Below are 21,605 nucleotides of genomic sequence, written 5' to 3'. Positions count from 1 at the left end.
ATGAGTTATCAGGTTCTAGCAAGGAAATGGCGACCACAAACCTTTCACGAGTTAGTGGGGCAGTCTCATGTTAAACAAGCATTAGTTAATGCATTAACACAAAATAGACTCCATCACGCTTATCTCTTTACTGGAACCCGTGGGGTGGGTAAAACAACCATTGCACGTATATTCGCAAAAAGTCTCAACTGCGATAAGGGTATCTCTGCTGAGCCATGCGGCCAATGTTCAAGTTGTACTGATATTGAAGCAGGCCGTTATATTGATTTATTAGAAATCGATGCGGCATCACGTACCAAAGTAGAAGATACCCGCGAAATCCTTGATAACGTTCAATACGCACCAACACGTGGTCGTTACAAGGTATACCTAATCGATGAAGTTCACATGCTGTCAAAGCACAGTTTCAATGCATTACTAAAAACATTGGAAGAGCCGCCAGAGCATGTGAAGTTTTTATTAGCGACAACCGATCCGCAAAAACTACCCGTGACGATTTTATCGCGTTGCTTACAGTTTAATTTAAATGCTTTGTCGCAATCAGAAATTCATGATCAGCTTGCCCATGTTCTTAATCAAGAACAGCTAAGTTTCGATGATAAATCATTGTCTATTTTAGCTAAGGCAGCCGATGGTAGTATGCGTGATGCATTGAGTCTTACAGACCAAGCAATTGCGCAAACCAATGGTAATATTAATCATCAGGCTGTGCAAACTATGCTTGGCTTGATGGATACTCAATATAGCCAAACCATGTTAGCAGCGTTATTGTGCCAAGATGGCGACGCATTACTTCAAGAAGTAAAAGCGGTCGTTAGCCGAAACCCTAACTTTGTAGCCTTGCTCGACGATTTAATCGCACTTACGCACCTTATCCAGCTTGTGCAACTCGTGCCTAGTGCAGCGGCACTTGATGATACTAACCGAGATTTTATTGAACAGGTGGCACAAACCACTGATGCACAGCAGATGCAGGTTTACTACCAATTGCTACTCAATGGTAAAAAAGATTTGCAGTGGGCACCCGATGCTAAACTTGGCTTTGAAATGATCATGTTGCGACTGCTTGCATTCCAACCTACGCAATTTGCACAAAGCCAAACACCATCGAATACCCAGCAGCAGGTTAAGCCAAGTGGTGCCGGTGCACTGCGTGATATTTTGAAAAAATCTACGGCGCAACGTGAGCAAGCTGCTTCAGAGCAAGCACCAGTTGCACATAGCTCTGCACAGACAACTGCTGTTCCTTCAGAGCCTCAGCCAACACAAGCTGAGCCTATTCAAGCAGCCAAGGCAGAAACGGCACATAGCCATGAGCCTGCCCAGCAAGTTGAAGCAACAGCAGTAGAGCAGCCTGATGCTGGTCAACAGCCTCAGCAATCTGTTGAAACGGCAATGGTTGCTGAAGTTCAACCTGCGCCACAACAGCAAGACCCAAGCCACTCAGAGCAAGTGCCAGCAGCTGAGTACTCATCACCAGAGTATTCTTCGCAAGATTATATGGATGATGATGCCGAAATGGATTCATCACTTGCAGCGCAATACGATGATGTGATGAATAGCGCCTATGATCAGGGCTTTACTGCCAATGAAGCATCTGCGCCTCAGCAACAGCAAACAGCACCAGCACAATTACAACAGCAGCAAAGTCAGGCGCAGTCGGCCATTGCTCGTATTTTACAAGATCGCAATATTTCAGGTGCTGGGCGTTTAAGTGGTGCAGCAACGCAAACTCATGCTAAAGCAGAACCACAGCCTGAAACTAAGTCCAAAGCAGAGCCGTCAGTGCAACAAAGCACAGCCGCGACCAACATTCAGCCTCAGCAGCAAGCAATGGCTGCTGAAGTAAAAAAGCCCATCCCCCAGCAAACGGGGGAGAGCAGTAGTAAAGTAAAAAAAGTCGACTTTCGAGAAAAGCATCAAACAATCACCGAAAACTTAGCGCCAGAGTTACTTGAGCAGATCAATCCACAAAAAGCGCCAGAGCCAGTAGTTGAAGAAGCCAGTATTCCGATACCTGATGATTTTGAAAGCCCGATCAGCAGTATTAAATTTGCACACGAACAAGACGAATGGGCGTATTTAATTAAACGCATGGGACTGGGTGGTCGCATGCGCCAATTTGCGCTGCATTCAATCTTTACCAAGCAGAATAATCAGCTGCACATTGAAGTTGATTCATCACAGCGCCATTTAGATAGCGCTGTGCTAAGACAAAAGCTCAATGCCGCATTAAGTGAAATTTATGGCCATAATGTTGAGCTTAGTATCGAGTTTGCTGATGGCGTAATTGATTCACCGTATTTGATTCAACAAAAAATTGATGCGGGACGTCATCAACAAGCGATTGATGTAATAAATAGCGATGAAAATATAGTGCAATTTCAGCAGTTATTTAGCGCTATAATCGATGAAAACAGTATTCAGGCATTGTAATTAGTTACAATAGCCCTTATCTTCATGCCAATTAAAGTAGTTTAGAAAGAGAGACAGTTATGTTTAAAGGTGGAATGGGTAACATGATGAAGCAAGCGCAGCAAATGCAAGAGCGCATGCAAAAAGCCCAAGAAGAAATCGCAAACCTTGAAGTTGTAGGTGAAGCAGGTGCAGGCCTAGTTAAAGTAACTATGCTTGGTAACCACAATGTTCGTCGTGTTGAATTAGATGACAGCCTAATGGAAGACGACAAAGACATGATCGAAGATTTATTAGCGGCAGCGTGTAACGATGCTGTACGTCGTGTTGCTGAAGAAACACAAGAGCGCATGAGCAAAGTAACTGGCGGTATGCAATTACCACCAGGTATGAAAATGCCATTCTAAGTGATTTTGTATGCAACTATCTCCTAGTTTAACACAGCTAATTGAAGCGCTACGATGCCAGCCGGGCATAGGCCCTAAGTCGGCACAGCGCATTGCTTTTCATTTGCTTGAGCGTGACCGTCAGGGTGGTAAACAGCTTGGCCATGCATTAACCAAGGCAATGGATGAAGTAGGGCATTGTCAATCTTGTCGTACTTTTACAGAGCAAGCTGTATGCGATATTTGTTCAAGTGTTAAACGCCAAGATAGTGGTTTATTGTGTGTGGTCGAATCACCAACCGATGTACTCGCGATTGAGCAAACAGGTCAATACCAAGGTCTTTACTTTGTTTTAATGGGTCACTTGTCGCCAATTGATGGCATAGGACCAAAAGAAATTGGCCTTGATATTCTTGAAAGCAAGTTGCAACAAGGTGGCATTAATGAGGTGATCCTCGCGACCAATCCAAGTGTTGAAGGTGAAACCACAGCCCACTACATTGCTGAGCTTTGTCATAAGTATCAGGTAGGTGCATCTCGAATTGCTCACGGTGTCCCTGTTGGTGGTGAGCTCGACTTACTTGATGGTATGACATTGATGCATGCATTTAGCGGACGACGCGCCGTAAACCAAAATTAATACCTGATATGGTATCAAAAGCCTGCTTTAAGCAGGCTTTTTTGTGTATAGCCCCCCAATTTGGCCGTAAATTTAATTTTTTGCCTTGAAGTTCAAAAAGCCTGCCCCATATAAAGAGTCATAGTGCAGATTAGACACTTTGTTAATTGGAGATTTACACAATGACTGCAGCACAAAAAGAAACATTAGGCTTTCAAACAGAAGTCAAACAACTATTAAACCTGATGATTCACTCTCTTTACTCTAATAAAGAGATTTTCCTACGTGAGCTTGTATCAAACGCGTCAGATGCGGCAGATAAATTACGTTTCCTTGCGCTTTCTAATGGCGATTTATACGAAAACGATGCGGAACTAAAAGTACGTATCAGTGCCGATAAAGAAGCAAACACGGTCACCATTACTGATAATGGTATTGGTATGAGCCGTGAAGATGTGATCAATTCACTAGGTACAATTGCAAAATCAGGCACCGCAGAATTTTTCCAAAACCTAACTGGTGACCAAAGCAAAGATTCACAATTGATTGGTCAATTTGGTGTTGGTTTTTACTCAGCGTTTATCGTTGCTGACAAAGTAACAGTGCGTACGCGTAAAGCAGGTGAAAGCCAAGGTATTGAATGGCAATCTGCAGGTGAAGGTGAGTACACATTACAAGAGATTGATAAACCATCACGTGGTACTGAAATCATTCTTCACCTTCGTGAAGACGAAACAGAATTTGCTGATGAGTTCCGTTTACGTAGCATCGTCACTAAATATTCAGACCATATTTCTATTCCAGTTGAGATGTATAAAGCAGAGGTACCTGAATCTGAAGGTCCTGACGGCGAGAAAATTCCAGCACAGCCAGGCGAGTGGGAAGGTATTAACCGCGCGACAGCACTATGGACCCGTGACAAGTCAGAAGTAACAGACGAAGAGTACAAAGAGTTTTATAAGCATATCGGTCACGATTGGGAAGAGCCACTAAGCTGGGCACATAACAAGGTTGAAGGTAAAACAGAATACACCAGCCTGTTATACATCCCGAAAAAAGCACCTTTCGATTTATGGAACCGTGAGCGTCAATCAGGTTTAAAACTGTATGTACAACGCGTTTTCATCATGGATGACGCTGAGCAGTTCATGCCAAGCTACTTACGTTTTGTGAAAGGTTTACTTGATTCAAACGACTTACCACTAAACGTGTCGCGTGAAATCTTACAAGACAACAAAGTAACACAAGCAATCCGTAAAGGGTGTACGTCGCGCGTACTTAAGATGCTTGAGCGTATGGCGAAAAACCGCGAAGAAGATTACCAATCTTTCTGGAACGAGTTTGGTCAGGTGTTAAAAGAAGGCCCAGCTGAAGATGCGGCTAACAAAGAAGCCATTGCTAAGCTACTGCGTTTTGCTTCTACACACACTGATGAAAGCACTCAAAATGTATCGCTTGAGCAATACATTGAGCGTATGAAGCCAGAGCAAGACAAAATCTACTATGTAGTTGCTGATTCATTCGCTGCAGCGAAGAACTCGCCACACCTAGAGATCTTCCGTAAGAAGGGCATCGAAGTGTTGCTATTAAGCGACCGTGTTGATGAGTGGATGATGAGCTACTTAACAGAGTTCAACGAAAAATCATTCCAGTCAATTACCCGTGGTGACTTAGATTTAGGCAACATGGATGACGAAGAAACGAAAAAAGCGCAAGAAGAGTCAGAAAAAGAAGTTGCAGGCTTAGTTGAGCGCATTAAAACTGCACTAGGTGATAACGTTAAAGACGTACGCTTTACGCACCGTCTAACTGACTCACCAGCGTGTGTTGTTGCTGATGAGCACGATATGAGCTCGCAAATGCAAAAGTTAATGGAATCAGTTGGTCAAACAGTGCCTGAGCAAAAGCCAATTTTTGAGCTAAACCCAGAGCATCAGCTTGTTAAACACTTAAATGTTGAACAAGATGAAGACAAGTTTGCCCAGTGGTCACAAGTACTTCTAGATCAAGCATTACTGGCTGAACGCGGTACGTTAAAAGACCCTGCAGGCTTTGTAACTCGTTTGAACAAACTTATGCTAGATTTAAGCAAATAAGCGTTTTAGCGCAATGAGTTGGAAAAGGGAGCAAGGCTCCCTTTTTTATTGCCGCTAATATAGGCAATTGGTATAAGTTACTTGAGGTATAGCCTTAGTTGTGGAAGAATTCAGGCTCTAAAAACAAAACTCCACTGATCGACCATTTTTTAAGATTAGTATCACACAGAGGACAATGATATGCGCATTATTCTTTTGGGCGCGCCGGGTGCAGGTAAAGGTACTCAAGCTCAGTTTTTGATGGACAAATACGGTATTCCACAAATTTCTACGGGCGATATGCTGCGTGCAGCAATCAAAGAAGGTACACCACTTGGTCTTGAAGCTAAAAAAGTAATGGATGCAGGTCAATTAGTATCTGACGAAATTATTATCGGTCTAGTTAAAGAGCGCATTGCTAAGCCAGATTGCGAAAAAGGTTTCTTACTAGACGGTTTCCCTCGTACTATTCCTCAAGCAGATGCAATGAAAGAGAATGGCGTGGTAGTTGATCACGTTATCGAATTTGACGTTGCTGATGAAATTATCGTTGAGCGTATGGGCGGCCGTCGTGTACACCCTGGCTCTGGTCGTGTTTATCACGTTGTTTATAACCCACCTAAAGTTGATGGCAAAGATGACATCACAGGTGAAGACCTAATCATTCGTGATGACGACACTGAAGAAACAGTTCGTAAGCGTTTAGGTATTTACCACGACCAAACTAAACCATTAGTTGATTACTACCAAGCTGAAGCGAAAGCAGGCAACACTCAGTACCACAAATTAGACGGTACTCAAGCTGTTGAAGCTGTTAGCCAACAACTTGGTGAGCTTTTAGGTTAATAGCCTAATTGCTGATATGAAAAAACCGCCTTGGGCGGTTTTTTTGTGTTTGTATCACTGCAAGTTAAAATTGCGCTTTTACAGTTTCTTTAATGCCGCAATAGCACTGTCGTAATCAGGCTCTTTTGAAAGGTTATCGACAAGCTGCTTGTAAACGATGTTATGTTCTTTATCGAGCACAAATACGGCACGGGTTAACAAGCCCATATCTTTGATAATCAAACCGTAGTTCTTACCAAAGTCACGCCATACAGAGTCAGATAAGGTCACTATTTTGTCTATATTCTCGGCTTTACAAAAACGCTTCTGTGCGAACGGTAAATCTGCGCTTAAGGTCAGCATCGCCACACTTGGGTATTCTGAAGCTACTTTTTCATTGAAGTGTTTGGTTTGAATACTACATACACCTGTGTCTAAACTTGGCACAACGCTTAAAAGCACTGCTTGGCCTCGATAGTTGTCTAGTGTGACGGGGGTAAAGTTGCCATCTACTACTTTAAAATTAGGCGCTTGTTGGCCAACTTCAACACCTTGCCCTAGTAAAGTAACCGGTTTAGACTGAGCTGAAACCTTACCTGCGTCTAAACTATTTTCTGATAAATCACCTGCATAACTAAACGTGCACACAGCGCCTAATGCAAACATTAGCGGACGTAACATAATAAAATTCCTTTAAATTAACGCATTTAACTTCAGTGTATTATACTCATGAAGTGGCTCCAAGGATTAGTACAATTTAAAATTGTAAATAACCATTAGTTTGATTAACATGTGCCTGTGACCCTATTTTTTACATATAAAAATAAGAATAAAGTTACTAGTTAATGTTTTTGCTAGTTAGAAAGTGTGGATTTAGAGAGAATATATGTCAACATCGGTATTAGTTTGTGATGATTCAAAGTTAGCACGTCGACAATTAGCACGCTCTTTACCCGATGATTGGGATATAAAAATTGAGTTTGCTGAAAATGGTGTTCACTGTATTGAGCAAATCAAAAAAATTCAGCCGGAAATTTTATTTCTCGATTTAAACATGCCTGAAATGGATGGTTACGAAGTACTGCAAGCCATTCAAGAACAAGACCTTCATGTTCTCACTGTTGTTGTATCTGGAGACATCCAACCTAATGCTCATCGACGTGTGCTTGAGTTAGGCGCAATCGACTTTATTCAAAAACCTTGTTCCGCCGAGAAACTAGCGAGTATTATTGAACATCATGGTATTAAAGATAAAGCCATGCGTGAGCGTCTTGCTAATAAGCTAGGTGAGCAAGTTGATCCCGATGTGCGTGATATCTACCAAGAACTCACCAATGTCGCAATGGGGCAAGCTGGAGACTTATTAGCGCGTCTTCTTAATGTATTCGTAAAGCTTCCTATTCCTAATGTAAATGTTTTAGAAGTCAATGAACTAGATATGGCTTTGCGCTCGATTGATGCCAATGCCGCAACCTCAGGTGTATGTCAGGGTTTCATTGGCGGCGGTGTTTCTGGCGAAGCACTATTGCTGTTAAATGATTCAAGTTTTAAAGAAATCGCCTCGTTAATGAATTATGAGGGTGAGCTCAACGATAAAGTTGAATTAGAGCTATTAATGGATGTGAGTAACATATTAATAGGGGCTATTCTGACAGGACTGTCGCACCAATTAGATATGCGTTTTAGCCAAGGTCATCCTGTGGTGCTGGGACAACACTGTGATGTATCTGATTTAGTAAAGGCGAATAAATCTCGCTGGCAACGAACGCTGGCGATTGAGATCAGCTATGGCATCGAAAATCACAATATTAACTGTGATTTGATGTTGCTGTTCACCGAGGACTCATTAAAAACCCTTAAGTACAAAGTAGCTTATTTATTAGAAGACTAAACTATGCCTGCAGCCGATTTTAATATGAATGAACTCCATTGGTTAATGGATATGTTTAATACCGTTGATGTAGGCCTAGTGGTGCTCGATAGAGACTACAAAGTATGCATCTGGAATGGGTTTATGGAAAACCATTCTGGCCTATTGCCAAGCGCGGTGAAAGATAAAGACCTGTTTGATTTGTTTCCATCAATCGATGAAAAGTGGTTTCGCAGCAAATCTGAGTCTGTGTTCATTTTAAATAATCGCTCATTTACTATTTGGGAGCAGCAGCCATATATTTTCCGTTTTAAGAATTACCGCCCAATTACCGGTAAAGCGGATCATATGTATCAAAATGCCACTTTTATTCCACTGACGACGACCACAGGTGAAGTATCGCATATCTGTATCATTATCTATGATGTAACCGATGAAGCGGTGAATAAAAAAGAGCTAGAAGAAGCGAATAGCAAGCTTGAACAAATGAGCCGTACCGATGCACTTACTAAGCTTACTAACCGTGGTTATTGGGAAGAAAAGCTACGCAAAGAATACATGCGCATAGTGCGCAGTGGCGGGTGCAGCACCTTGTTAATGTTTGATATTGATCACTTTAAAAAGGTCAATGATGAACATGGCCATCGCGGCGGTGATGAGGCGCTGCGTCATATTGCAGACTTACTGCGTAAAACTCTGCGTGAAACAGACTTAGCAGGTCGCTATGGCGGTGAAGAGTTTGCGGTAACCTTGCTTGATACTGATCATGAAGGTGCACATATATTTGCTGAGCGATTAAGAACACTCATTGAGAACTCATCAATTTACTTTGATGGCAAACAAATTCAACTGACGGTCAGTATTGGCTTTGCCTGCTTCGACGAGAAGTTTGATCGCTACGAAAAGTGGGTTGAAGCCGCCGATAAAGCCTTATATCACTCAAAAGAAAACGGCCGTAACAAGGTCACAGCTTACACAGATTTATAAACAAACAAGGGGCAATTAAGCCCCTTTTTCATAGTAACTCTATTCAGTTAAGCAAATTAAACCCCAAGTGGCGGTAAAACAAGAATATCTGTTTTAAGTAGCTTCATGACTTTTTCGGCGGTATTACCAATTAAATGACCTTTAATACCTGTATTACCCACCGAACCCATAATCACTAAGTCAGCATTTAATTTAGCTGCAACACTTGGGATCACTTGCTCAACCACACCGGCTTTGATTTTAAGCTTGTCTTTTAAGTCGTGCGCTTCGATTAAGGTTCGCTGTGCTACGGGTAGCTTTTCAAAGGCGTTAATCACTTGCTCATCTGAAAATACAATGCCTAAATCACGTAAAAACGGTGATACATGTACGGTATAACAGGCATAAAACTCGCTGTCGTAGTCTTTTGCATAGGCTAAGCCTGCTTTGATAATTGCTTCGTTTAAACAGTATTTAGTCGCCTTCTCACTGCCTAAATCAAGGGCTGCCAGCACATTGGTATTGTTACGCCACTTGTTATCGGCGGCCAAATAAAGTGGCAGCGGGCTAAAGCGAATAAGCTGCCAGTCTAGCTCTGTAAATTGCGTTTCTTCGTCGATGTGGCGAGTTTTAATCACCATTTCATAGTCTGACGTATCAAGCTCATTGGCTAGCCACTGAACTGGGCTTTCATGCCACAGGGTTTGCAAAGTATAGCTACCATCATCTAAATGCTCACTGATAAGTGGACCAAGTGCTGCACGGACTTTAGCGAGCTCTTTGTCTTGAATAGCGAGCGCTTCATCAGGTGGAATAGAGAATAAAATGTTATTGGTGTCTTCGTAGCTAAAAGCAACAATATCAATATGCTTCACGCCTTTGGCTTTTTGCTTTGCATGTAATATAGACGTTTTAGCATCGGCTGTAGAGTCGATGATCACCAGTATTTTTTTATTCATTTTTGGCTACTCTGTTGTGTGTCGGGTATCACTGCTTGGGCATTCACCCAATAATGAAACTTCACCTGTTGCGGTTTCTTGTTCCAGTTTTACCTTAAAGCCCCATAGCCTGTAAAGGTGTTTTAACACTTCATCTTTTGATTTAGCTAACGGAATATTGTTATGCGGTACATAACGCAGAGTAAGTGAACGATCTCCTCTAATATCAACATTATAGACTTGAATATTTGGTTCGTGATTACTTAAGTTGTATTGTGCCGACAGGGTTTCACGAACCTGGTGATAGCCCATTTCATCATGGATGGCGCCGACATTAAGGGTTGGCTCTTTTTCATGATCAATAATGGTAAAGAGTTTAAAATCACGAATCATTTTTGGCGATAAAAACTGGCTAATAAAGCTCTCGTCTTTAAAGTTTTGCATTGCAAAATGCAGGGTTTCTAACCAATCGCTGCCGGCATACTCCGGAAACCATTTTTTGTCTTCTTCTGTTGGGTTTTCGCAAATACGGCGAATATCAACCATCATGTTAAAGCCAAGAGCATAGGGGTTGATCCCTGAATAATAATTACTATTGTAGGGCGGTTGATACACCACATTGGTGTGACTTTGTAAAAACTCGAGCATAAAGGCATCGGTGAGCTTACCTTCATCGTACAGGTGGTTCAAAATGGTGTAATGCCAAAACGTAGCCCAGCCCTCATTCATCACTTGAGTTTGTTTTTGTGGGTAAAAATATTGCGAAATTTTACGCACAATTCGAATTATTTCTCGTTGCCATGACTCTAGCAGCGGCGCATTTTTTTCGATGAAGTACAAAATGTTTTCTTGTGGCTCTACTGGAAAACGGCGCTCACGCTTTTTCGACTCTTGCTGCGAAGTAGGGATTGTGCGCCACAACTCGTTGACTTGTGATTGCAAGTAGTCCTCACGTTCTTGTTGGCGTTTTTGTTCTTCAAAAAGTGAAATACGTTGCGGGCGCTTGTAGCGGTCGACACCATAATTCATTAACGCATGGCATGAATCAATCAGGTTTTCGACCTCGGTAATACCGTATTTTTCTTCGCACTTGGCAATGTAATTTTTGGCAAATAATAAGTAATCGATAATTGAGCTGGCATCAGTCCAGGTTTTAAATAAGTAATTGCCTTTAAAAAATGAGTTGTGACCATAGCAGGCGTGGGCCATTACCAAGGCTTGCATTGGTAGGGTGTTTTCTTCCATTAAATAGGCAATACACGGGTCTGAGTTAATAACAATTTCATAAGCAAGGCCCATTTGCCCACGCTTATAATTTTGCTCTGTTTGAATGAATTTTTTACCATACGACCAGTGGCTATAGCCAATCGGCATTCCCACACTCGAATAGGCATCCATCATTTGTTCAGCAGTGATCACCTCAATTTGATTTGGGTAGGTATCGAGTTTATAAATTTTCGCTACCCGTTCAATTTCAGTTTGATACTCTGTTAATAGATCAAATGTCCAATCAGGACCGTCGCTAATACGTTTATCGGCCATACTTTACCTCACTGGCAAGGCTATGCGGCGCCTTGCTGCTGACGATTCTTTTTAAATAATTCACGGAAAATAGGGTAAATGTCCTCAACGCCACGAATGTGTTGCATGGCAAAATTGTCGTGGGTTTGCACTATTGATTGATACTCTCGCCATAAACTTTGATGAGCACGAGCGGTAATTTCGATATAGGCGTAATAGCGCACCGCCTTTAACAGTTTATTACGTAAAATTTCGCCACAGTTTGGTGAATCATCAGCCCAGTTATCACCATCAGAGGCTTGCGCTGCGTAAATATTCCACTCTTCAGGGTTATAACGTTCAGCGATGATTTCGTTCATCAGTTTTAATGCACTAGATACTATGGTGCCACCCGTTTCTTGAGAATAGAAAAACTCTTGTTCATCGACTTCTTTCGCTTGGGTATGATGACGAATATAGACAACCTCTATATTTTTGTAGCTACGAGTTAAAAATTGATAAAGCAGAATATAAAAGCGTTTTGCCATGTCTTTCGTTGCTTGATCCATCGAGCCAGACACATCCATTAAACAAAACATCACAGCTTTGCTTGTTGGGTGTGGTTGCTTTTCATAATTACGAAAACGTAAGTCGTAATTATCAATAAATGGCACTGCTTTTATGCGGTTTTGCAGCTCCTCAATCTGACGTTCAAGTAACGCAATGGCTGCCTTGTCTGGCTGCTCTTCAGCTTGTAGCAGAGCGAGCTGACCTTCAAGCTCTGCAAGGTGGCGTTTTTTGCCTGCAGTCATCGCCACTCTTCGAGCAAGCGAGCCTTGTAATGAGCGAACAATATCAATATTGCTTGGCATGCCGTCGTTACAAAAACCAGCGCGATGGGTTTTCATTTGCACCAGTTTATCGAGCTGGTTTTGTTGCAGGTTGGGCAGTTCAAGATCTTCGAACAATAAGTCTAAGTATTCATCTTTTGAAATAGAAAATACAAAGTCGTCTTGTCCTTCACCAGAGTCACTGGCTTCACCTTCGCCGCTACCACCACCTTGACCGCCTCCTTGCGGGCGCTTGATTTTGTCGCCCGTAGAAAACTGGTCATTGCCTGGGTGGATCTGTTCACGGTCGCCACCACGTCCTTGATGAAAAATAGGCTCACTGATATCACGTTGCGGAATAGAGATACTCTCGCCGCTGGTGGTATCGGTTACGCTGCGCTTATTAATGGCATCAGATACCGCTTCTTTAATCTGTTTTTTATAACGCCTGATGAATCGTTGACGATTCAAGGTACTTTTGTTTTTTCCATTCAGGCGTCGGTCAATAAAATGCGCCATAACAACCCCCTTAAAACAAACGTTTTTTACTGCGATTTTCTAACGCGTAAATACCATTCAGAAAGTAAACGTACTTGTTTTTGGGTATAGCCTTTCTCAACCATACGATTGACAAAGTCTTCGTGTTTTTTCTGATCTTCTGCAGAGGTTTTCGCATTGAAGGAAATAACCGGCAGCAGATCTTCGGTATTTGAGAACATTTTCTTCTCAATAACTGTGCGAAGTTTTTCGTAGCTGGTCCAAAGCGGATTCTTGCCTTGGTTGTGGGCACGCGCCCGCAGTACGAAATTAACTATCTCATTACGGAAATCTTTAGGGTTTGAAATACCCGCAGGTTTTTCAATCTTCTCAAGTTCTGCGTTAAGCGCAGCACGGTCAAATAACTGGCCAGTATCTGGGTCGCGGTATTCTTGATCTTGGATCCAGAAATCTGCATAAGTGACGTAGCGGTCAAAGATGTTTTGCCCATATTCAGAATAAGACTCTAAATAGGCTGTTTGTAACTCTTTCCCGATAAACTCTACATACTGAGGAATGAGGTAGCCTTTTAAGTGGCTTAAGTAACGCTCTTCAACATCGGCGGTAAATTGCTCTCGCTCAATTTGCTGTTCAAGAACATAGAATAAGTGCACTGGGTTGGCTGCCACTTCAGTGGTATCGAAGTTAAATACCCGCGATAGGATCTTAAACGCAAAGCGGGTAGAAAGCCCGGTCATGCCCTCATCAACACCCGCGTAATCGCGGTATTCTTGATACGACTTCGCTTTCGGGTCAGTATCTTTTAAGCTTTCGCCGTCATAGACCCGCATTTTTGAATAAATACTTGAGTTTTCAGGCTCTTTAATACGCGAAAGAGTGGTAAATTGTGCCAGTGTTTTTAATGTGCCCGGTGCACAAGGTGCATCATGTAATTCACTGTTTTCAAGAAGTTTATTGTAAATTTTGACTTCTTCAGATACACGTAAACAATAAGGCACTTTGACGATGTAAACACGGTCTAAAAATGCTTCATTGTTTTTGTTATTCTTAAATGTTTGCCACTCAGATTCATTTGAGTGAGCTAAAATCATGCCATTAAACGGCAGGGCACTAATGCCTTCTGTACCGTTGTAATTGCCTTCTTGCGTGGCTGTAAGCAGTGGATGTAGCACCTTGATTGGCGCTTTAAACATTTCCACAAACTCCATTAAGCCTTGGTTTGCTAAGCAAAGTGCACCTGAGTAGGCGTAGGCATCAGGGTCGTTTTGCGCAAAGTGCTCAAGCTGGCGAATATCTACCTTACCAACTAACGCTGAAATGTCTTGATTGTTTTCATCGCCGGGCTCAGTTTTCGCAATCGCAACTTGATTTAAAATAGATGGAAAGCGCTTAACCACTCTAAATTGGCTGATATCACCATTAAATTCACTTAAGCGTTTTGCAGCCCACGGTGACATCACCGTTTTTAAATAACGCGGTTTAATGCCGTATTCTTTTTCTAAAAGTTCAGCGTCTTCATTTGGGTCAAATAACGCTAAAGGGTGGTCGTTAACAGGCGAGCCTTTGATTGAGTAAATAGGTACCTGCTGCATTAAGTATTTTAGTTTTTCAGCAATGGATGATTTACCGCCACCTACTGGGCCAAGTAAATACAGTACTTGCTTACATTCTTCTAAGCCTTGCGCAGCATGTTTTAAATAAGAGACGATTTGCTCAATGGCATCTTCCATACCATAAAAATCGTGAAATGCAGGGTAGCGTGCGACTACGCGATTAGAAAACAGCCTGCTTAAGCGCGCATCGGTTGAAGTGTCGATAATCTCCGGCTCACCGATGGCCATCAATAGCCGCTCAGGTGCACTGGCATAAGCTGATTTATCCTTCTTACAGATCTCGAGAAATTCCTCAATACTGTATTCTTCTTCTTGCGCTGCTTCGTATCGTGATTGGTAATGCTCAAAAATACTCATAGAGACCTCCGAAAACCCGCTAAAATGACGTGTAATTAGATTAAGAGAAAAGCAAAGGCTAATTAAAGCTTAGTCACGATTTTGAATTTTTGCGCAAGAAAATTAAGAATTTAATTGAAAAAAGCTCATCTTGATTACGCTTTTTGGCTGAGGGCTTGGCTGCGACTTAGAAGGGGCGTGCACTGGCAATAAAAAAGACGCCGAAGCGTCTTTTTTTGATTACTGCTAGTAACAGAAGATTAAGCGAAGTTAGCGTTCGCGAAGTCCCAGTTAACTAATGCCCAGAAACCTTTTAGGTAATCTGGACGAACGTTACGGTAATCGATGTAGTAAGCGTGTTCCCAAAGATCCACAGTTAGGATTGGAGTAACACCTTCATCAGTTAATGGCGTTGCAGCATTTGATGTGTTAACGATATCAAGAGTGCCGTCAGCTAGTTTAACTAACCAAGTCCAGCTTGAACCGAAGTTGTTTACTGCTTTGTCGTTTAACGCTTCTTTGAATGCGTCGAAAGAACCCCATTTAGCGTTGATCGCGTCAGCGATTGCGCCTGTAGGCTCGCCACCACCGTTTGGAGATAGGCTGTTCCAGTAGAACGTGTGGTTCCAGATTTGTGCAGCATTGTTAAATACGCCACCTTCTGAAGAACATACGATTTCTTCTAGAGATTTGTTTTCGAATTCTGTGCCTGGGATCAGACCGTTTAATTTCACAACGTAAGTGTTGTGGTGTTTACCGTGGTGAAACTCTAGAGTCTCTTTTGAAATATGTGGCTCTAATGCATCGATTGCGTATGGTAGTGACGGTAGTTCAAATGCCATTTTTTATCTCCATCTTCTTGGTTGATAGTCCACTCAGTTATAGGTAATAGCAAGGTAAACAGCGTACTTCCCTATACCAAGTGGTATTATAGTGTTACTATAATTGTTGAGTATTTTACTCAAGTTTTAGCAAACAGCAATGCTATTGCTAAAGACTATTTAAAATTGTGGCTACGAATGCCGATTTTAAGTTATATATCTGAGGCCACAGTGAAACTTTTTCAAGGCCAATGTAGTAAGCCAATGTCTTTTTTGAGGTTGTAAATGGAAACCATCGATAAAATTAAACAGCAAATTTCTGAAAATCCTATCCTTCTTTACATGAAAGGATCACCAAAGTTACCTAACTGTGGTTTTTCTTCACAAGCATCACAAGCACTTATGGCGTGTGGTGAGCAGTTTGCTTACGTTGACATTCTACTTAACCCAGATATCCGTGCAGAGTTACCTGCATACGCAAACTGGCCAACATTCCCACAACTATGGGTAGAAGGCGAGCTTATCGGTGGTTGTGACATTATCATCGAAATGTTTCAACGTGGTGAATTACAGCCACTAATCACTGAAACAGCTGCAAAGTACAAAGAAAAAGACGCTGAATAATTATATTTAGTGTAGAAAGAAGCCGCTGATTGCGGCTTTTTTGTATCTGTTGTATTACGCGGGCAGCAAAACATGGACGCTTAATCCACCTTGCTCGCGGTTATGTAAGCTAATTTGCCCGTGGTGTGCTTCAACTATTTCTCTGCACAGTGCTAGCCCTAAGCCACTGCCTGTTGCTTTAGTGGAGTAAAAGGGTATAAGTGCGTTAGCCATTACAGCTTCACTCATACCTTTACCTTTATCACTCACCGTGATGTGTGTGCCACTTGCTTCTTGTTGCACTGTTAAGCTGACATCTTCGGGGTTTGACCCTGACTCATAGGCATTTTTTAATAAGTTTATAAGTAATTGTTCGAGCTGAGTGTGATCAGCATCAGTTGTTACACGCTCATCAAGTGAGACTTCAACTTGCCACTGACTTTTTAATTGCTCAATCAGTGTCGGCCAGTTAATCGTTGATAGTTGAGGGGTGGGTAACTTGGCAAATTTACCATAACCTTGCACAAACTCATTAAGGTGTTTTATGCGGTCTTCAATGGTGGTAAATACCCGTTTTAAGCGTGGTTCATCGACTTCTTTTGTTAAAAGTTGCGCGCTATGAAGCATTGATGACATTGGCCCAAGGGAGTTGTTAAGCTCATGGCTAATAATACGAATAACTTTTTTCCAAACCTCTACTTCTTGGCGGCTTAGTTCGCGGGTCAGCTGTTTAAAAACATACAGTTGATGAAACTGATTATTAAGCAATAATCGGCCTGTTGCCATATGCCAAGTTTGTGATTCTTGATCCGCTTTGTCGAGGGTAAATAAGCCATCAACACCTTTGTGTATGGCACGCGTTAATTGCTCGCAGCTTGAATCTAATAAGTTTTCTAGCTTGGCGCCTTCAAGGGCTGATTTAGCATCAAGTAAGCTGCGGGCACTGTGGTTGCTATAAACAATAAAGCCTTGGTCGTTAGTCAAAAGCACAGCTTGTGGGGAGCTTTGCAGTACTTTGTCGAGCATCAACTCACGCTGATAAATCCATTGTTTTTCTTGGCGAAGCTGTTTTGCAGTTTGGTTATAAAGCCGGCATAAATCACCTAGCTCATCACTGCCATCATAGGCTAATAATGTAGCCAGCTCACCATCTTTAAAATTAAGCAGCCCGGTTTCGAGCGAGTTCATGCCATCAATGAGCGGAGCTGATAATTGCGCGGCAAAAAATCCGCTTATCAAGGTGCAAGCGAGTAGGGCTAATAGGCTGTAAAGCAAGCTTATGCCCGCAAAATAACACACCAATATTAGCGGCAATGCAGACGCTGCAATACACAAAGTGATGATTTTATATCGAAACGAAGAACGCATTAGTATTCAATCTTAAATTTATCAAGCCTGCGATAAAGCGCTTGGCGGCTTAAGCCAAAATGGCGAGCCACTTTAGCAATCACACCTTTGTACTCGCGCATGGCAAGTTCGATCTCCTGTTTGTTAGGCTCTGCTCTTGTTTGTGTTGGGCTGTTTGTTTCAACTTGTAAGCCAAAATCAGCAAGCTCAATCACCCCTGAGGGTTTTAAAACGCCAGCGCGTTTACAGGCATTTTCAAGCTCACGAACATTACCCGGCCAACTATGGGCGAGCAGGGCTTTTTCTGTACTTAGCGACAGTGTGCGCTCAGGTAAAAAGTGTGCGACTAAAGCTAAAATATCATCTGGGCGATGGGCAAGGCTTGGTAAATTTAACTCAATTACATTTAAGCGGTAGTAAAGGTCTTCTCGAAATTGACCTGTTTTAATTGCATGGCTTAAATCTTCATTGGTTGCTGAAATCACCCGCACATTCACTTTACGTGTTTGTGTTGAACCTAAACGTTCAAATTCACCGGTTTGTAAAATGCGTAATAATTTCATTTGCCCAGAAAGTGGCAAGTTACCAATTTCGTCTAAAAATAGGGTGCCACCATCGGCCGCTTCAAAACGACCAATACGCTGTTTGGTAATACCTGTATAAGCGCCAGCTTCGGCACCAAATAACTCAGCCTCAATAAGCTCGCTTGGCAAAGCACCGGCATTAACAGTGATAAAGGGTTTATCTGCTAATAATGAATTGGCTTGTATTATTTGTGCAATGCGTTCTTTACCACTGCCGTTGGGGCCTGTGATCAGTACTGAAATATCCGATTTAGCCACTTGAATCGCAAGATTAACAATGTGCTCCATAGCGGTACTTTTATAAACCAAGCCCACCAAATTTGCTTGTTGCACAGATGCGTCACGCTCTTGCTGGTGGCGGGTAAAAGTCTCGTTTTGCTGTTTTGCTTTACCCAGTTCGATTAGATTATTTACACAAGTAAGTAGCTTGGCGTCGTCCCATGGTTTTGGTAAATAATCAGCAGCCCCTGCTTTGACAAGTTCAACGGCAGTAGAAAGCTCTGTCCATGCGGTGATCAAAATAATCGGTAGGTGAGGATTAATGTCTCGTAAGGCATAAAAAAGTTCTTTGCCTTCTTCGCCGGAAGTGGTGTCGGCGGTAAAGTTCATGTCTTGAATAACAAGCGCTATGCGTTGGTATTGTACGGCTTGAATTGCCTCAAACGGGTTACTTGCGGTAACAACATCAAAACCGTGAATTTCGAGTAATAACGACAATGCATCCAAAATTGCTGGGTTATCGTCGACGATAAGTATTTTTTCCATATTATTGTTTTAGTTATTTTCCTAATAAGGGTGCAAGATGAATGCTACACTGTTAATCCAGTGTAGCATAGGTTGGGAGAACTAAATTGTTCGAGTTGCAATGCTCGGTGAGATATTCGCCGCCCGTTTTGCAGGTGCAAGTACTGCTAATAAACTCATAACGAACACTGCCAGCGCCGTAGCAAGCACGTAGCTAATATCAAGCTGAGCTATTGAAAAGTGCTGCATGAGCACCTGGCCTAAATACACGGCAGCAATCACACCAATCACTAAACCAACTATACATATCATGGCGTTTTCAACTAAGAAGTAGCTGATGATGGCCGATTTTCTGGCCCCTAAAGCACGGCGAGTACCTATTTGTTTAGTACGCTTACTAATATTGAACAGCGTTAGGCCGAAAATACCCAGGGCCGTCACCAACACTAAAATAGTAATAAGTACAATCAGCATGCGCATCATTAATGTATCCTCAGCCATGTATGACTCTTTATCGTCATCTAAGCCACGAATGCGAGAAATCACGCGTTTGTTGTAGTTTTTCAGCATGGCTTCTTCAACACGGTTCATGACTGATTGACGTTGACCAGGCTCTGTTCTAACCACAAAGCGTGCATTTGTACCAGGCTTAATAAAAGGCAGCAGTGCTACGTTATCTGGACGGCTGTCTTTAAGCCATGGGCCTTTCATAAGTTCAACAACACCAATTACTTTCATTGGAATGTCACCAAAATAGACAGTTTGACCTAAACCATTGCCGTCAGGGAACAGCTCATCGAGTAGGGTTTTAGTAACAACGGTTACTTTTGAAAGCTCATCATAGTTATCGGTAACGATCACTTCGTCTTCGGTGTAGTTACGCCCAGCAATGAGTTTTACACCATAAGTATTAATGCCATGCTCATCGATAAACATGTAAGAGCTACGCGCTGATTTACTCTCTTCAGGTGCTGGCTTTAAACTAAAATCTGACGAAGAGCCACTGCCCGAAAGCGGTGTATTACTTGAATAAGCAGCATCAACTACACCAGGTATTTGACGAAGCATGGCTTCATCAAGCTCATATTGCTGTGACGGCGACACATCTTTGCCAAACATCATGACATTAAAAACGAAAATGTCTTGTTCAGGATAGCCAGTCTCTTGGCTTAAATAGCTAATTCTGTCTTGAATAATAAACGCTGCGTTACTAACAATTGCAGTGGTGATGGCAATTTGGATCAGTAATAAAATGGCGCCAACTTTTGAGCGGCATAAGGCGTGAAAGATAGGTTTAATTTCTAACATGGGTGTCTTCCTTATTGGCTCTTAAGATAAATAGCAGGGTTGGTTTTACATACCAGCCAAGCAGGGTACAGACCCGCTATCACACAGGTGCTAATTGCAATCACAGGTGCGCTGAGTAGCATGGTTAAATCCATAGTGGCTAAGCTTTGGTAGTAGCTATAGCTTTGACGTACGCCTAATAAGCCCACTTGCGCCAAAATAATTCCGAAGATGCCACCTAAGAAACCTAACATCGCGACCTCAACAATATGTTGAAAGAATATTTGGCGTTTGCTGGCACCTAATGCACGGCGCACACCAACCTCAGGAGCGCGGCGTAAAAATTTCGCTAGTAATAAACCTAAAATGTTGGCAAGGCATACTGCTAAAAACATAAAGCTTAGGCCAACCAGAATTTCGTTGTCTTCGCTAACGACATTGTTGTACTGCATCCACTCATTTACATCGCGTAAGGTGGCGGTTAATTTTTCGCGGTTAAAACGACCTAGCTTTTGTTGCTCTTGCATATAGGCCATTAAAAAGTCTTGGTAAGCTTGTTTTTCTGCAGGTGTTTTTAGTTCAACCCAAAATTGTAACCACACCATTTCAGAATTGAGTTTGTCGTTAAAGGTATTGGTTTTTTCGTGCTTCCAACCATTGGTATTACCCCAGTTTTCAAGCTGGCGTGCTTTCATTAGGCTAAATGGTAAAAATAGTTGCTCGGTCTTATTAAATGCACCGTTGTTCAGATCATAATATTTGGTGGTGATATCCCAATCATCAATCACGCCAATAACTTCGTAGCTGGCATCATCGAGGTACACCATTTTACCGACAGGGTTTTCACCTGCGAATAACTTGTCGTTTAATTCTTTATTGATCACCACAACAGGGGCTGCATCGGCTTCTTGTTGCGCGCTCCAAACCCCACCGTAAATAAACGATAGGTTAAACATATCGAAAAAATCAGGCGTGGTTAGGCGTGCTTGTCCAATAAATGGTTTAACTTTATCTGAGTCTAAATAAACCGAAAAACCCGTTCTAACCATAGTGACACGTTTGCCACCCGCATTCGCTTGATTAAGGTTAACGGCATCCTGATAAGTTAATTGCAGTGGCATGTTATCGACTGTCCACCACGTACGGCCTTCATCCATGGTTTGTAGCTGTACTGTATAAAGGTCACTACTTTTTTCAGGAATAGGGTCTGCCGACATCATGTGATACACAGATAAACTGGTCATGGTTACGCCAATACCAATGGCAATGGCCAGTACCATTAAAAAGCTCACAAGTGGCGTGCGCTTAAAGCTGCGCCAGCTTAAATCTAAATAATGAAGGAACATGG

At 42.2% G+C, this 21,605-nt stretch carries 18 protein-coding genes; 8 read left to right on the top strand and 10 right to left on the bottom strand.

Going from position 1 to position 21,605, the window contains the following annotated elements:
• The 5 genes from dnaX to adk all read left to right on the top strand — a co-directional run bounded on the left by dnaX (position 1) and on the right by adk (position 6,341).
• The gene (gene dnaX / locus IRQ78_RS05855; RefSeq protein WP_194441595.1) at positions 1 to 2,436 is read left to right on the top strand and encodes a DNA polymerase III subunit gamma/tau; all 2,436 of its coding nucleotides are present in this window, start codon (positions 1 to 3) and stop codon (positions 2,434 to 2,436) included.
• 59 nt (positions 2,437 to 2,495) lie between these two features.
• On the top strand, positions 2,496 to 2,822 hold the full coding sequence (locus IRQ78_RS05850; protein ID WP_054551547.1) for a YbaB/EbfC family nucleoid-associated protein: 327 nt from the start codon (positions 2,496 to 2,498) through the stop codon (positions 2,820 to 2,822).
• Between the two features lie 10 nt (positions 2,823 to 2,832).
• The gene (gene recR / locus IRQ78_RS05845) at positions 2,833 to 3,441 is read left to right on the top strand and encodes a recombination mediator RecR (RefSeq protein ID WP_054551546.1); all 609 of its coding nucleotides are present in this window, start codon (positions 2,833 to 2,835) and stop codon (positions 3,439 to 3,441) included.
• A 161-nt stretch (positions 3,442 to 3,602) separates the two neighbouring features.
• The gene (gene htpG / locus IRQ78_RS05840; RefSeq protein ID WP_054551545.1) at positions 3,603 to 5,516 is read left to right on the top strand and encodes a molecular chaperone HtpG; all 1,914 of its coding nucleotides are present in this window, start codon (positions 3,603 to 3,605) and stop codon (positions 5,514 to 5,516) included.
• Positions 5,517 to 5,696: 180 nt separating this feature from the next.
• Positions 5,697 to 6,341 carry an adenylate kinase gene (adk, locus tag IRQ78_RS05835; RefSeq protein WP_036967590.1) on the top strand — a complete coding sequence of 215 codons (645 nt, stop codon included), beginning with the start codon at positions 5,697 to 5,699 and terminating at the stop codon, positions 6,339 to 6,341.
• 78 nt (positions 6,342 to 6,419) lie between these two features.
• On the opposite strand, the gene tpx is transcribed toward adk, so the two are convergent.
• Positions 6,420 to 7,001: a thiol peroxidase gene (gene tpx, locus IRQ78_RS05830; RefSeq protein ID WP_054551544.1), complete on the bottom strand. Its 582-nt coding sequence runs from the start codon at positions 6,999 to 7,001 to the stop codon at positions 6,420 to 6,422.
• Positions 7,002 to 7,206: 205 nt separating this feature from the next.
• Here tpx and IRQ78_RS05825 point away from each other — a divergent pair, with 205 nt between their 5' ends.
• Together IRQ78_RS05825 and IRQ78_RS05820 are read left to right on the top strand one after the other, a co-directional pair.
• The gene (locus IRQ78_RS05825) at positions 7,207 to 8,211 is read left to right on the top strand and encodes a response regulator (RefSeq protein WP_054551543.1); all 1,005 of its coding nucleotides are present in this window, start codon (positions 7,207 to 7,209) and stop codon (positions 8,209 to 8,211) included.
• Positions 8,212 to 8,214: 3 nt separating this feature from the next.
• The gene (locus tag IRQ78_RS05820) at positions 8,215 to 9,177 is read left to right on the top strand and encodes a sensor domain-containing diguanylate cyclase (RefSeq protein ID WP_054551542.1); all 963 of its coding nucleotides are present in this window, start codon (positions 8,215 to 8,217) and stop codon (positions 9,175 to 9,177) included.
• 56 nt (positions 9,178 to 9,233) lie between these two features.
• Here the strand turns inward: IRQ78_RS05820 and IRQ78_RS05815 are convergent, their stop codons facing one another.
• The 5 genes from IRQ78_RS05815 to IRQ78_RS05795 all read right to left on the bottom strand — a co-directional run bounded on the left by IRQ78_RS05815 (position 9,234) and on the right by IRQ78_RS05795 (position 15,713).
• The gene (locus IRQ78_RS05815) at positions 9,234 to 10,115 is read right to left on the bottom strand and encodes a universal stress protein (RefSeq protein WP_194441594.1); all 882 of its coding nucleotides are present in this window, start codon (positions 10,113 to 10,115) and stop codon (positions 9,234 to 9,236) included.
• A gap of 6 nt (positions 10,116 to 10,121) precedes the next feature.
• Entirely contained in the window at positions 10,122 to 11,636 is a 1,515-nt protein-coding gene (locus IRQ78_RS05810) for a SpoVR family protein (RefSeq protein WP_194441593.1), read from the bottom strand.
• Between the two features lie 20 nt (positions 11,637 to 11,656).
• Positions 11,657 to 12,943, bottom strand: a complete 1,287-nt coding sequence (locus IRQ78_RS05805; RefSeq protein WP_130167088.1) for a YeaH/YhbH family protein — start codon at positions 12,941 to 12,943, stop codon at positions 11,657 to 11,659.
• Positions 12,944 to 12,969: 26 nt separating this feature from the next.
• Positions 12,970 to 14,892, bottom strand: coding sequence for a PrkA family serine protein kinase (locus IRQ78_RS05800; RefSeq protein WP_054551538.1), 1,923 nt, complete (start codon positions 14,890 to 14,892; stop codon positions 12,970 to 12,972).
• Positions 14,893 to 15,131: 239 nt separating this feature from the next.
• Positions 15,132 to 15,713 (bottom strand): superoxide dismutase, encoded by a 582-nt coding sequence (locus tag IRQ78_RS05795; RefSeq protein ID WP_054551537.1) that lies wholly within the window; start codon positions 15,711 to 15,713, stop codon positions 15,132 to 15,134.
• Between the two features lie 264 nt (positions 15,714 to 15,977).
• Here IRQ78_RS05795 and IRQ78_RS05790 point away from each other — a divergent pair, with 264 nt between their 5' ends.
• On the top strand, positions 15,978 to 16,316 hold the full coding sequence (locus tag IRQ78_RS05790) for a Grx4 family monothiol glutaredoxin (protein ID WP_054551536.1): 339 nt from the start codon (positions 15,978 to 15,980) through the stop codon (positions 16,314 to 16,316).
• A 54-nt stretch (positions 16,317 to 16,370) separates the two neighbouring features.
• On the opposite strand, the gene IRQ78_RS05785 is transcribed toward IRQ78_RS05790, so the two are convergent.
• The 4 genes from IRQ78_RS05785 to IRQ78_RS05770 form a co-directional block, all read right to left on the bottom strand.
• Complete coding sequence (locus IRQ78_RS05785; RefSeq protein ID WP_194441592.1) at positions 16,371 to 17,663, bottom strand: sensor histidine kinase; 1,293 nt, start codon at positions 17,661 to 17,663, stop codon at positions 16,371 to 16,373.
• Positions 17,663 to 18,991, bottom strand: coding sequence for a sigma-54-dependent transcriptional regulator (locus IRQ78_RS05780; RefSeq protein ID WP_194441591.1), 1,329 nt, complete (start codon positions 18,989 to 18,991; stop codon positions 17,663 to 17,665). Before IRQ78_RS05780 ends, IRQ78_RS05785 begins: the two co-directional genes overlap by 1 nt.
• A gap of 81 nt (positions 18,992 to 19,072) precedes the next feature.
• Positions 19,073 to 20,278, bottom strand: coding sequence for an ABC transporter permease (locus IRQ78_RS05775; RefSeq protein ID WP_054551530.1), 1,206 nt, complete (start codon positions 20,276 to 20,278; stop codon positions 19,073 to 19,075).
• Positions 20,279 to 20,289: 11 nt separating this feature from the next.
• The gene (locus tag IRQ78_RS05770; RefSeq protein ID WP_105173978.1) at positions 20,290 to 21,603 is read right to left on the bottom strand and encodes an ABC transporter permease; all 1,314 of its coding nucleotides are present in this window, start codon (positions 21,601 to 21,603) and stop codon (positions 20,290 to 20,292) included.
• Positions 21,604 to 21,605 lie beyond the last annotated feature (2 nt).

The sequence above is a fragment of the Pseudoalteromonas simplex genome (assembly GCF_015278155.1).
In the GTDB taxonomy this organism is placed as follows: domain Bacteria; phylum Pseudomonadota; class Gammaproteobacteria; order Enterobacterales; family Alteromonadaceae; genus Pseudoalteromonas; species Pseudoalteromonas simplex.
This window is presented reverse-complemented; position numbering and strand designations above follow the sequence as displayed.

Coding starts and splice junctions, on each gene's coding strand:
- IRQ78_RS05775 (WP_054551530.1), bottom strand. CDS start 20,278: ATGTTAGAAATTAAACCTATCTTTCACGCCTTATGCCGCTCAAAAGTT.
- IRQ78_RS05800 (WP_054551538.1), bottom strand. CDS start 14,892: ATGAGTATTTTTGAGCATTACCAATCACGATACGAAGCAGCGCAAGAA.
- adk (WP_036967590.1), top strand. CDS start 5,697: ATGCGCATTATTCTTTTGGGCGCGCCGGGTGCAGGTAAAGGTACTCAA.
- IRQ78_RS05805 (WP_130167088.1), bottom strand. CDS start 12,943: ATGGCGCATTTTATTGACCGACGCCTGAATGGAAAAAACAAAAGTACC.
- IRQ78_RS05825 (WP_054551543.1), top strand. CDS start 7,207: ATGTCAACATCGGTATTAGTTTGTGATGATTCAAAGTTAGCACGTCGA.
- IRQ78_RS05790 (WP_054551536.1), top strand. CDS start 15,978: ATGGAAACCATCGATAAAATTAAACAGCAAATTTCTGAAAATCCTATC.
- recR (WP_054551546.1), top strand. CDS start 2,833: ATGCAACTATCTCCTAGTTTAACACAGCTAATTGAAGCGCTACGATGC.
- IRQ78_RS05795 (WP_054551537.1), bottom strand. CDS start 15,713: ATGGCATTTGAACTACCGTCACTACCATACGCAATCGATGCATTAGAG.
- tpx (WP_054551544.1), bottom strand. CDS start 7,001: ATGTTACGTCCGCTAATGTTTGCATTAGGCGCTGTGTGCACGTTTAGT.
- htpG (WP_054551545.1), top strand. CDS start 3,603: ATGACTGCAGCACAAAAAGAAACATTAGGCTTTCAAACAGAAGTCAAA.
- IRQ78_RS05820 (WP_054551542.1), top strand. CDS start 8,215: ATGCCTGCAGCCGATTTTAATATGAATGAACTCCATTGGTTAATGGAT.
- IRQ78_RS05785 (WP_194441592.1), bottom strand. CDS start 17,663: ATGCGTTCTTCGTTTCGATATAAAATCATCACTTTGTGTATTGCAGCG.
- IRQ78_RS05780 (WP_194441591.1), bottom strand. CDS start 18,991: ATGGAAAAAATACTTATCGTCGACGATAACCCAGCAATTTTGGATGCA.
- IRQ78_RS05850 (WP_054551547.1), top strand. CDS start 2,496: ATGTTTAAAGGTGGAATGGGTAACATGATGAAGCAAGCGCAGCAAATG.
- IRQ78_RS05810 (WP_194441593.1), bottom strand. CDS start 11,636: ATGGCCGATAAACGTATTAGCGACGGTCCTGATTGGACATTTGATCTA.
- IRQ78_RS05815 (WP_194441594.1), bottom strand. CDS start 10,115: ATGAATAAAAAAATACTGGTGATCATCGACTCTACAGCCGATGCTAAA.
- dnaX (WP_194441595.1), top strand. CDS start 1: ATGAGTTATCAGGTTCTAGCAAGGAAATGGCGACCACAAACCTTTCAC.
- IRQ78_RS05770 (WP_105173978.1), bottom strand. CDS start 21,603: ATGTTCCTTCATTATTTAGATTTAAGCTGGCGCAGCTTTAAGCGCACG.